This window comes from Henriciella aquimarina (genome assembly GCF_002088975.1).
Taxonomy (GTDB): domain Bacteria; phylum Pseudomonadota; class Alphaproteobacteria; order Caulobacterales; family Hyphomonadaceae; genus Henriciella; species Henriciella aquimarina.
In genome coordinates this window covers 1-10,198 of sequence record NZ_NCST01000056.1, presented here as the reverse complement: position 1 = coordinate 10,198, position 10,198 = coordinate 1, and the positions used below count along the sequence as shown (strand labels likewise).

General features: G+C 65.0%; 10 protein-coding genes. 5 read left to right on the top strand and 5 right to left on the bottom strand.

Annotated elements, in window-relative coordinates; translation table 11 throughout:
• Positions 1-2: 2 nt before the first annotated feature.
• The 4 genes from B8784_RS08005 to B8784_RS07990 form a co-directional block, all read right to left on the bottom strand.
• Positions 3-923 (bottom strand): transposase, encoded by a 921-nt coding sequence (locus tag B8784_RS08005; protein WP_084396516.1) that lies wholly within the window; start codon positions 921-923, stop codon positions 3-5.
• Between the two features lie 498 nt (positions 924-1,421).
• Entirely contained in the window at positions 1,422-1,796 is a 375-nt protein-coding gene (locus B8784_RS08000; protein WP_084397215.1) for a hypothetical protein, read from the bottom strand.
• A gap of 33 nt (positions 1,797-1,829) precedes the next feature.
• Positions 1,830-2,267 (bottom strand): hypothetical protein, encoded by a 438-nt coding sequence (locus B8784_RS21900; RefSeq protein ID WP_084397213.1) that lies wholly within the window; start codon positions 2,265-2,267, stop codon positions 1,830-1,832.
• A 76-nt stretch (positions 2,268-2,343) separates the two neighbouring features.
• Positions 2,344-4,140 (bottom strand): ArnT family glycosyltransferase, encoded by a 1,797-nt coding sequence (locus tag B8784_RS07990; protein WP_084397210.1) that lies wholly within the window; start codon positions 4,138-4,140, stop codon positions 2,344-2,346.
• Positions 4,141-4,268: 128 nt separating this feature from the next.
• On the opposite strand from B8784_RS07990, the gene B8784_RS07985 reads away from it, so the two are divergent.
• Entirely contained in the window at positions 4,269-5,585 is a 1,317-nt protein-coding gene (locus tag B8784_RS07985) for a dicarboxylate/amino acid:cation symporter (protein WP_084397208.1), read from the top strand.
• On the opposite strand, the gene B8784_RS07980 is transcribed toward B8784_RS07985, so the two are convergent.
• Positions 5,582-6,517 (bottom strand): hydrogen peroxide-inducible genes activator, encoded by a 936-nt coding sequence (locus B8784_RS07980; protein ID WP_084397206.1) that lies wholly within the window; start codon positions 6,515-6,517, stop codon positions 5,582-5,584. The two genes, B8784_RS07985 and B8784_RS07980, sit on opposite strands and share 4 nt — an antisense overlap.
• A 128-nt stretch (positions 6,518-6,645) precedes the next feature.
• Between B8784_RS07980 and B8784_RS07975 the strand changes: the two genes are divergently transcribed.
• The 4 genes from B8784_RS07975 to ffh form a co-directional block, all read left to right on the top strand.
• On the top strand, positions 6,646-7,209 hold the full coding sequence (locus tag B8784_RS07975) for a peroxiredoxin (protein WP_084397204.1): 564 nt from the start codon (positions 6,646-6,648) through the stop codon (positions 7,207-7,209).
• A gap of 114 nt (positions 7,210-7,323) precedes the next feature.
• Positions 7,324-7,854, top strand: a complete 531-nt coding sequence (locus B8784_RS07970) for a carboxymuconolactone decarboxylase family protein (protein ID WP_084397202.1) — start codon at positions 7,324-7,326, stop codon at positions 7,852-7,854.
• Positions 7,855-7,935: 81 nt separating this feature from the next.
• Positions 7,936-8,535, top strand: a complete 600-nt coding sequence (locus B8784_RS07965; RefSeq protein ID WP_084397200.1) for a GNAT family N-acetyltransferase — start codon at positions 7,936-7,938, stop codon at positions 8,533-8,535.
• Between the two features lie 244 nt (positions 8,536-8,779).
• Positions 8,780-10,198, top strand: a 1,419-nt coding sequence (ffh, locus tag B8784_RS07960; protein ID WP_084397198.1) for a signal recognition particle protein, incomplete at its 3' end; no start/stop codon positions are given.

Here is a 10,198-nt window from a genome sequence, read left to right as displayed (position 1 = left end):
GCTCAGCAACTGTATTGGATGTCATGTTTTCTGAGTTTTGCGTTGAGGATTGTGAGGAGTTTTCTGGCGATAGCGATGAGGGCGAGCTTTGGAGGTTTTCCAGCGGTTCGCATGGCGCAGTAGGTCTGCTTGAGCCTTGGGTGATGGCGCGAGGCTGAGAGGGCGGCGAGGTAGAGTGCTTCGCGCACCCTTGCGCGCCCGCCCCAGACCCGGCGTTTTCCCCTGAAGCTTCCGCTTTCATGGGCATGGGGAGCAAGGCCTGCAAGGGCTGCGATGGGTCTTCGGGCCAGGTGTCCGAGCTCTGGCAGGAAGGCGAGCAGGGCTGCGGTTGTGACCGGTCCGACGCCCGGTTCGCTGGCGATGAGGCGGGCCCGGCCAGCCAGGGTGTCATCGGCCTCGATATGGACCGCGATCTCCTTGTCCATGGTGACGATCTGTCGGGTCAGGCCTGCGATCCTGGCTTTCAGCCGCCGCACCAGCGGGCCGCAGCGATAGCGTTCGAGCTGGTTGAGACAGGCTTTTCGGGCTTCAACAAGATCATGCCGGTAGGCGTGAAGCTCGCGCAGGACCTGCACGCCGGGTGCGGGTGGGACGTGCACCGGCAGGCTGATCTGGCCGGCCATGGCCGACAGGAGCCGGGCATCGACACGGTCTGTCTTGGCCAGCACGCCAGAGGCGCGGGCAAACTCGCGCGCCTGGCGCGGGTTGACCCGGTACATCCGCACGCCAGCCTGGCTCATCGCCCGTTCGAGCGCTTCGCCATAAGGGCCTGTGGCCTCGAAGACGATGGATGGGGGAGCCAGCAGACAGAGGGTATCGAGCCCTGCCGCATCATTGGACAGCCGGTGAAAGCAGCCGTCACGCGGATCGAAGACATCGAGATGCGTCTTGGAAATATCGACGCCGAGAGCAGGGTGTGACATGAAGAAAATCCTGTCCTTGTCATACGGGGTCGGCTGTCACCGCCCCTGGCAACTGTTCAGGCGACACAACTGTCGTACCCGGCAGGCGAGCCCCTGGCTGAGCCACGATCCGTCAAATCAAGGATGAGAACGGGGTCTCGCCTGCCACCCCTCTATCGCACACTTCAAACAGACAAGGATGAGGGTGTTCTTTGCTGCAAGCCCCCAATAGGCCTCACCCTGAGCTTGTCGAAGGGCGAGGCCCATCTTGTCCCAAGCGCCCTTCCCCTCTCCCGGTCGCGGGAGAGGGTGCGAAGGAGGACGCATCGCAAGGCGATGCGCCAGAGCACGGGGTGAAGGCGCCAGCGTTTGTCCTTCAGCTCGCATCACCGAAGCTCGTCATCCCGGAATTTGCGCGAGCAAATATCCGGGACCCAGTCGCGGCCGAAGGCTGGGTCCCGGTCTTGCGCGTCGCGCAAACCGGGATGACGCCAAACGGGGGCAATCCTCTCCTCTCCCCTACCCGCTCGCCGCGCGCAGGCAGTCCACCAGCGCCTGGCGGACCGGCCAGGGCGTCCACGCCTTGTCGAGGCGCGAGAGCCAGTGCTGGTTGTGATAGCCGTAATCGGTGCCCGTCATCTGCCAGGGCCGCGGCATGACGCGGTGGCCGAGGACGTGGGCGACATGCGCCATCTCCTCAGGCGAGGCGAAGCGCAGCTCCCGGCCCTGATGTTCGAGGATCCAGACCGGCCAGCCGCGCTCGCCCTCGCGCTTCGGCATGGGCGGGTCATAGGCGCGCGCATTGATCCACAGCCCGCCACCCACCGGCCAGTGCACGGCCTGGGTGACGGGCGTGATCACCCGTTCGGGGCTGTAGTCCTTGCGCAGCCGCATGGCCCGATACTAGGCGCAGGCGGTGATGCCGCGCTAGAGGCGGACCGTGCCGGACGCGCGCAGCGCGGCGAGCTTGCGGTGCATGTCCTCGACATCGGATACCTCGACGCGCTCGGCGTCCTCGAAGGCCCAGTCGCGCTTTTCGCCATACTGGCTTTCATAGGCGCGGTCGAACTTGTCTTCGGTCAGCGTGCCGGCAAAGCGGTGCGTGGTGAGCTCGTCGCCCGCATCGGCGCGCGAACCGCCCGGCAGGTAGATCGCACCGGAGCCGAAGTCGACCGCAAAGGCGATCAGGCCAGGCACGATGAAGAGGAGCAGGCCGATGCCGTCCAGGATGGCGACCGACGGGTCGATGCGTCCGCCGGTCTGGCCGCGGCGCTCGGGGTAAAGGATGGTGCCGCACCCGCCAAGCGGGGCAACCAGGGCTGTGGTGCCTGCAAGCGCGAGCAGGCGGCGGCGTGATGGATCCATGGGATTCTCCTCTCCTCCATTCAGAACCAGTGGCTCGCAAACGCTGTCCTTATGACAGGGTTCCCGGCCTTGCGATTTATTCAGACGGGCAGTCTGCCTCGTAGCGCACGGCGATGAAAGCCGTGGGATCGTTATTGGAATAGTTCAGCGCATAATGCGGCTCTGACCGCGTCGAGCAGCGCCCGAGATCATCAGCCGAGGCCTCGACGCGCGCGAACTCGTCCGGCACGCCCGGCTGCTCCAGATTGACGAGATAGACGACCGGATAGGCGCTGTCGTCTTCCGGCAGGTCGAGCGGGGTTTCCGGCGGGTGCAGGTTCTGCGTGCCGAGGCTCAGCACATAGGAGGGTTCGGCATAGCCGAGCGCCAGCACGCGCTCAGGCCCTTTCGTCGCGCCGCAATCGGTATGCGGGATGCCGCAAACCTCGGCCAGGGCGAGCTTGCCGGTCTCGGTCGCCTGGATCCAGGTCTGGCTCGGCAGCACGAAGATGCGCGCCTGCCAGCCGAGCAGGAGCGCGGCGGCCACCCCGCCCGTCACCGCCCAGCCGATGCGCCGCACGATCATGGAAAGCGCGGCGAAGACCACCGCCCCCGCGCCCAGCCACCAGAGGAAGAGCGGATAGTCGCTCGCCCCGGCCCACTGGGCGAGCACGGCGTCCTCGCTGACGGTGCGGAAGTCGCCGGCCTTGTCGGCCTGCAGCGCCTCGACCACCCAGGGCGAAAGGAAGGCGGCCAGCGCCACCCCGCCCAGCAGGAAGAGCGCGGTGGAGAGATAGCGCGAGACCGGTGCGCGATTGTTCTCCATCAGCTTCACCGCCGCCCAGCCGCAGAGCAGCGCGAAGGCCGGATAGGCCGGCAGGATGTAGTGGCTGAGCTTGGTCAGCAGCAGCTCGAAGAAGATCCAGGTCGTCACCGCCCAGGCGACGAGGAATTTGAGCCCGTCCCGGTCGACATCGCCAAGCGATTCCAGCGTGCGGTGGCGCAGATAGCGCCAGGTCAGCACGATGGCCGGGATGAAGAGCAGGATGCCCGGGAAGAACCAGGCCGGCAGGTGCATCAGGTGATAGCCCGGCAGCCCGCCATGGCCCTCCGAGGCCGAGACCAGCTTGTCCTTGAGGTCCTTGCCGACAGCGCCTTCGACATAGGTGCCATGGGTCGCCATCTGGATCAGGATGAGCCAGGGCAGCACCATGAGCACGCTGATCAGCGGCCCCGGCCACCAGGCGAGGCTCCTCATCCAGTCATGGTCGCGCCGGTCCCACATCCACAGCACCAGGATCGCCAGGCCGGCGACCAGCGTGATGACCGGCCCCTTGATCAGGAAGCCCGCGCCATGGATCACCCAGAAGGCGATGGCGAGCTTCCTGTCATTATCCTTGCGCAGATAGAGCCGGAGCAGGCAGCCCATGGCGAGCGTGATCAGGAAGACCAGCACGCCATCGGTCTTGGAGATATGCGCCTCCGACGTCAGCAGCAGGCTCGAACCGAACAGCGCCGAGCCGATTAAGGCGCTTCGTCGACCGACCGCCCCGATCCCGACCCAGAAGCAGGCGAGCGTCGCCAGCCCCGCGCCGATCCAGCTCGGCACCCGATAGGTCCAGATATCGAGGTTCTCGCCCTCGCCGAAGGCGGCCGTGGAGCCGGCCTGCAGCCAGTGAATGCCGGCCGGCTTCTTGTTGCGGAACTCGTCCTGATAGCGGATGGCGATATAGTCGCCGGTCTCGAGATACTGTTTCGAGGCCTGGGCGAATCGGCTCTCGTCACGGTCGAGGGCGGGCAGGTTGAAAACGCCGGGGGCGGCAGCCGTCATTGTCAGCGCGAACAACAGGATCCAGGCCTTCCAGCCGGTCGAAAGTCGGTCAATCCAGGTCATCTGTGCTGCTTGTAGACGCAATTGTGCATGACAGGAACAAGCATAACCGTGATTTGGCAGATGTGGATTTGATTTCATCAGTCGCGCCTCTAGGGTGCGCGGCAGTTTGGTGATCAAGGGGTTATGGGATGAAAGCCTGGTTCGAAATGGATCTCTGGAAGCGCGTGATGATCGGGCTTGTGCTCGGCACGCTGATCGGCGTCGGCTTCCGCTACGGCCTGAGTGAAGAGACGGCCTCGCAGGCCGGCCAGTATTTCAAGCCCTTTGGCGACCTCTTCCTCAACCTGATCCGGATGCTGGTCGTCCCGCTCATCTTCCTGACACTCGTCTCCGGCGTGCTGGCCATGGGCGATCCGAAGAAACTCGGCAGTCTCGGCGGGCGCGCCATCGCCGTCTACATGCTGACCACGCTTGTCGCCGTCACCATCGGCCTGATCATCGGCACCATCCTGCAGCCCGGGGCCGGCTTCGATGTCGGCACCGTCTCGCAGGACGATATCGAGGCGACCCGCCAGCGGCTTGAAAGCGGCGGGGCGATGGAAACCGCCGGCGTCTTCGAGCAGATCATGCGCACCGTGCTCGCCATCGTGCCGACCAATCCGGTCGATGCCATGGCGCGCGGCGATGTCCTGCCGGTCATCTTCTTCGCCATCATGTTCGGCATCGGCATCCTGCTCGCCGGTGATGCGGGCAAGCCCGTTGCCGACGTCTTCAACTCTGGCGCCGAAGCGATCCTGAAGCTCACCCTGCTTGTAATGGAAGTCGCGCCCTTCGGCGTGCTCGCCCTGATGGCCTGGGTGATGGCCGATTACGGCTTTGCCGTCGTTGCCGCGCTCGGCATGATGACCCTGTCGGTCTATCTCGCCTGCGCGCTGCACATGCTGATCACGCACGGCTTCCTGATCAAGGTGATCGGGCGGCTGCCGCTGATCCCCTTCTATCGCGGCGCGACGGATGCCCAGATGGTCGCCTTCTCGACCTCGTCATCAAGCGCCACCCTGCCCGTGACGATGAGTGTCGCGCAGAAGAACCTCGGCATCGGCAAGCCCGTCGCCTCCTCGGTCCTGCCGCTCGGCGCAACCATCAACATGGACGGCACCGCGCTCTATCAGGGCCTGATCGCGCTTTTTGCCGCCCAGGCGCTCGGCCTGGATGTGACCTTCGGGACCTATATCACCGTGGCCGTCATGGCGACGCTGGTCTCGATCGGCACCGCCGGCATCCCGTCGGTCAGCCTGTTCCTCGCCACCACCACGCTCGGCGTGATCGGGGCGACACCGGAGCAGATGCTGCTTATCCTCGCACCGCTTTTCGCCTTCGACCGCCTGCTCGACATGATGCGCACGATGACCAACATCACCGGCGACCTCGCCGTCTCGACGCTGGTGGCGAAGTGGGAGAACGAGTTCGACGAGGAAGTCTTCCGCGCCGAGGACCGCTACTAGACGCGGGCTTCCAGACCCGCGCCGTCCGCGGCGCGGTCTGACAGCGTCTTGCGTACGCAATCCCCGATCATCCGGGCTTCCTTCTCACGCGGGGAGCCGGCCCGCCAGGCAATGCCGATCTGGCGGCCGATGACGGGGGTATCGAAGCGGCGGATGGCTACATCGGTGCCGGCGGTGACACCGGCTTCGGCGGCGATGCGCGGCAGCAGCGAAACGCCCAGCCCGCCGGCCACCATCTGGACCAGCGTCGCCAGCGAGGTGGCCCCGACATTGGAGCCATTGCCCGTCGGCGACAGAGAGCAGACCGACAGCGCATGGTCGCGCAGGCAGTGGCCGTCTTCCAGCAGCAGGACATCCTCGCTGGTGAGGTCTTCCGGGGCCAGTTTCTTCGCCGTGGACAGCTTGTGCTCCTTCGGCCCGATATAGAGAAACTCGTCATCGCCGAGGGTTTCGGTCTCGATGCCGCCGGCCTGCCAGGGCAGCGCGATCAGGGCCGCGTCCAGCGTGCGGTTGCGCAGGCCCTCGATCAGCCGTTCGGTCTGGTCCTCACGCAGATAGAGCCGCAGCTCCGGATGGCTGGCCCTGAGATCCGCCAGCGTGCGCGGCAGCAGGAAGGGCGCCAGCGTCGGGATGGCCCCGAGATGGAAGTGCCCGGTCAGCGGGGCGCCGGCCTGGTGCGCGGCGGCGACAAGGTCGGCCGCGCTCGACAGGATGGCTCTGGCCCGTTCGACGGTGGCTTCGCCGGCCCGTGTCAGCGACGCACCGCGCGCCTCGCGTTCGACCAGCTGGACGCCAAGGATCGCCTCGACCTCCTTGATGGCAGAAGAGAGCGTTGGCTGGGTGACATTGCAGACTTCGGCAGCCCGCGAAAACGACTTTTCGTCGGCCAGCGCGCACAGAAATTGGAGCTGTCTCAGCGTGGGAAGATGCATAGATTTTATCTATCCCCATAATGCTTTTTATCAATTTGATATGGGTACTCTGTCATGCAAATTGGGCATTCATAACCCAAGACAAATGCAATACTGCATACCCAGTATACAAATACGAAAGGCTTACAATGCTTGGAATTGGCGCGAACCTCCCAGACTTCAAGGTCGTCGGTGTAAAACCGAAATTCATGAAGCACGAAGAGAACGGCGAAAGTGCGTTCGAAGAGCTCACCCAGGACAGCTTCCACGGCAAGTGGAAGGTCATTTTCTTCTATCCGAAGGACTTCACCTTCGTGTGCCCGACCGAGATTGCGGAATTCGGCCGCCTCGCCGGTGAGTTCGAAGATCGCGACTGCGTCGTGCTCGGCGGCTCGACCGACAACGAGTTCGTCAAGCTCGCCTGGCGCCGCAACCACCCGGATCTGCACAACCTGCCGATCTGGCAATTCGCCGACACGACCGGCTCGCTCGTCGACGGTCTCGGCGTGCGCAACGAGGAAGAAGGCGTCGCCTATCGCGCGACCTACCTCGTCGACCCGCACGGTGTCATCCAGCACGTTTACGTGAACAACCTGAATGTCGGCCGTAACCCGCAGGACACGCTGCGCGTCCTCGACGCCCTGCAGACCGACGAGCTTTGCCCGTGTAACCGCGAAGTCGGCGGTGACGTCCTGAACGTCGCGGCAGAGTAAACCAAATCCGGCGCGGCCCGTACGGGCCGCTCCGAGACGGATCTGAAAGCCCTGCGCATGACCCTTCCGGGGCCGCCGCAGGGCTTTCTTGCGCTATCTCCAGGGAGATCTCCTATGTCCATCGACACACTGAAGTCGGCCATGCCCGACTATGCCAAGGACCTGAAGCTGAACATCGGGTCGCTTGCCAATGAGACCATTCTCAACGACCAGCAGAAATATGGCTGCATGCTGGCCTGCGCCTATGCCATCGGCACGCCGGCCATCGTCTCCAACATCAAGGCCGAGGCCGAAGCCAAGCTGTCGGAAGAAGCCGCCAAGGCGGCCAAGGCAGCTGCGGCGATCATGGGCATGAACAATGTCTATTATCGCTCCATCCACCTGGTTTCCAACGAGACCTATCGCACGCTTCCCGCCCGCCTGCGAATGAACGTCATCGGCTCGCCCGGCATCGAGAAGGCCGATTTCGAGCTTTATTCCATGGCTGTCTCGGCGGTGAATGGCTGCGGCATGTGCCTCGACGCCCACGAGGGCGAGCTGCGCAAGGCCGGGCTGACCTCCGAGCAGATCCAGGCCTCGCTGCGGATCGCCGCCGTCATCAACGGCGTGGCCCGCGTCCTGGCCGCCGAAGAAGCTGCCGGCTAAGCCCGGAAAATCGCCACCGGGCAGGCAATTTTCCAAAGACAGCCTGCCCGAGGGCCCCCTCTCTGTGTTACTATCCGGGCCATGGAACTCGCAGCCCCCGGACTGGACACGCGGCTGATACGGCTCGAGCCGCTCGGTGAACACCACCGCGACGCCGTCCATGAAAGCGGCGCCGTCGAGCATATGTGGTCCTCGATGCCCCTCATCCCGGCCGGGACCAGTATCGACGCCTATTTCGACCACACGCTGCGCATGGCAGAGCTTGGCAACGGCCTCGGCCTCGCCGTCATGCTGAAGCGCGAGAACCGGCTGGTCGGCCTCTCGGCCTTCCTGCAGCCCAACCGGCTGCACCGGCGCGTCCAGATCGGCTATATCTGGCTCGAACAGGCCCAACGCGGCACCGGCCTCGTCAACCACATCCAGTATCTGATGCTGAAACGCGCGCTGGAATGGCGCGCCCGCCGTGTCGAGTGGTGGTTCGCCTCCGACAATGAGCGCGCCATCGGCAATGTCGAACGCCTCGGCGCCCTGCGCGAAGGGGTGCTGCGCCAGCATTCGCGCTTCGCCGACGGGCGCTGGGTCGATCTGGTCATCCTGTCGCTGGTCGGCGAGGAAATCCGCACCGCCATGCACCATCTCGGCGCCTCTGTGGCGGGCATCGCAGCCACACCGAGCGCTTGATTTTCCAGCCGTCTCGTGCTTTAGGGCCCGCTTAAATCATGCGCAAAGTGAAAAAGCGCGCTTTTCCGGGACAGCCGCCCTGAGCCCGTTCCATCGCAAACCGAAGGTGAGCGGGGAACATTCAGGCCAAGAGCCCGGCGAAGCCCCTGCTCGGCGAAGGTTCGCTCAGTGGGGCCGCACCGCTTTGCGCGAAAGGTCATGAGCGCTTACCTGTGAACGAGACAGGCAAGCATGGAGTAACGCGATGTTCGACGCGCTGACAGACCGCCTCGGCGGCATATTCGACGGACTGACAGGGCGCGGCGCCCTGACAGAGAAAGACGTCAATTCCGCGCTGCGCGAAATCCGCGTGGCGCTTCTGGAAGCCGACGTCGCCCTGCCCGTGGTCAAGGACTTCATCGAGAAGGTGCGCGAGCGCGCCGTCGGCGAGGAAGTTATCCGCTCGGTGAAGCCGGGCCAGCAGGTCATCAAGATCGTCCATGACGGCCTGGTCGACATGCTGGGCGGCGAGGATGCCGAAACCCGCCTGCGCGTCGACAATCCGCCGTCCGTCATCATGATGGCCGGCCTGCAGGGCTCCGGTAAGACGACGACCACGGCCAAGGTCGCCAAACGGCTCGCCGAGCGCGACAAGAAGAAGGTCCTGATGGCCTCGCTGGACGTGCGCCGTCCGGCCGCCATGGAACAGCTCGCCATCCTGGCCGACCAGGCCGGCGAGAATGTCTCCGCGCTGCCCATCGTCGAAGGCCAGATGCCGGCCGAGATCACGCGCCGCGCGCTGCAGGCCGCCAAGCTCGGCGGCTATGACGTCCTCTTCCTCGACACCGCGGGCCGCACCTCCATCGACGAACAGATGATGGCGGAAGCTTCCGACATCGCGAAGATCGCGGAGCCGAAGGAAACCCTGCTCGTCGCCGACGCGCTGACCGGCCAGGACGCCGTCGAGACGGCCAAGCGCTTCCATGAGCGCCTGCCGCTGACCGGCCTCGTCCTCACCCGGATGGACGGCGACAGTCGCGGCGGCGCGGCGCTCTCGATGCGCGCGGTCACCGGCCTGCCGATCAAGTTCCTCGGCACCGGCGAGAAGCTGGACGGCCTCGACGCCTTCGAGGCCAAGCGCCTTGCGGGCCGCATCCTCGGCCAGGGCGACATTGTCTCGCTCGTCGAAAAAGCTGGCGACCAGTTCGACCAGGAAAAGGCCGAGCGCATGGCCAGGAAGATGCGCAAGGGCGAGTTCGACCTGAACGACCTCGCCGACCAGCTCAAGCAGATGCAGAAGATGGGCGGCCTCGGCGGCATCATGGGGCTGCTGCCCGGCGCGAAGAAGGCCAAGCAGGCCATGGCCTCGGCCAATATGGATGACAGTGTCATCAAGCGTCAGGAAGCGATCATCTCGTCCATGACCCGGAAGGAACGCGCCAAGCCGGCCCTGCTCAACGCCTCGCGCCGCAAGCGCATCGCCGCCGGTGCGGGCGTCACCGTGCAGGACGTCAACAAGCTGCTCAAGATGCACCGCCAGATGGCCGACATGATGAAGAAGCTCGGCAAGGGCGGCATGAAGGGCATGATGAACGCGCTCGGCGGCGCCGGCGTGTCACAGGCCGACATCGCGAAAATGGGTCAGGGCGCAGCGCTGCCCGGCGGCATGGGCGGCAGCGGCGGC

Excerpts from the sequence above, each read along its gene's own strand:
- B8784_RS08005 (WP_084396516.1), bottom strand. The coding sequence starts at position 923 with ATGTCACACCCTGCTCTCGGCGTCGATATTTCCAAGACGCATCTCGAT.
- B8784_RS08000 (WP_084397215.1), bottom strand. The coding sequence starts at position 1,796 with ATGCGGCTGCGCAAGGACTACAGCCCCGAACGGGTGATCACGCCCGTC.
- B8784_RS21900 (WP_084397213.1), bottom strand. The coding sequence starts at position 2,267 with ATGGATCCATCACGCCGCCGCCTGCTCGCGCTTGCAGGCACCACAGCC.
- B8784_RS07990 (WP_084397210.1), bottom strand. The coding sequence starts at position 4,140 with ATGACCTGGATTGACCGACTTTCGACCGGCTGGAAGGCCTGGATCCTG.
- B8784_RS07985 (WP_084397208.1), top strand. The coding sequence starts at position 4,269 with ATGAAAGCCTGGTTCGAAATGGATCTCTGGAAGCGCGTGATGATCGGG.
- B8784_RS07980 (WP_084397206.1), bottom strand. The coding sequence starts at position 6,517 with ATGCATCTTCCCACGCTGAGACAGCTCCAATTTCTGTGCGCGCTGGCC.
- B8784_RS07975 (WP_084397204.1), top strand. The coding sequence starts at position 6,646 with ATGCTTGGAATTGGCGCGAACCTCCCAGACTTCAAGGTCGTCGGTGTA.
- B8784_RS07970 (WP_084397202.1), top strand. The coding sequence starts at position 7,324 with ATGTCCATCGACACACTGAAGTCGGCCATGCCCGACTATGCCAAGGAC.
- B8784_RS07965 (WP_084397200.1), top strand. The coding sequence starts at position 7,936 with ATGGAACTCGCAGCCCCCGGACTGGACACGCGGCTGATACGGCTCGAG.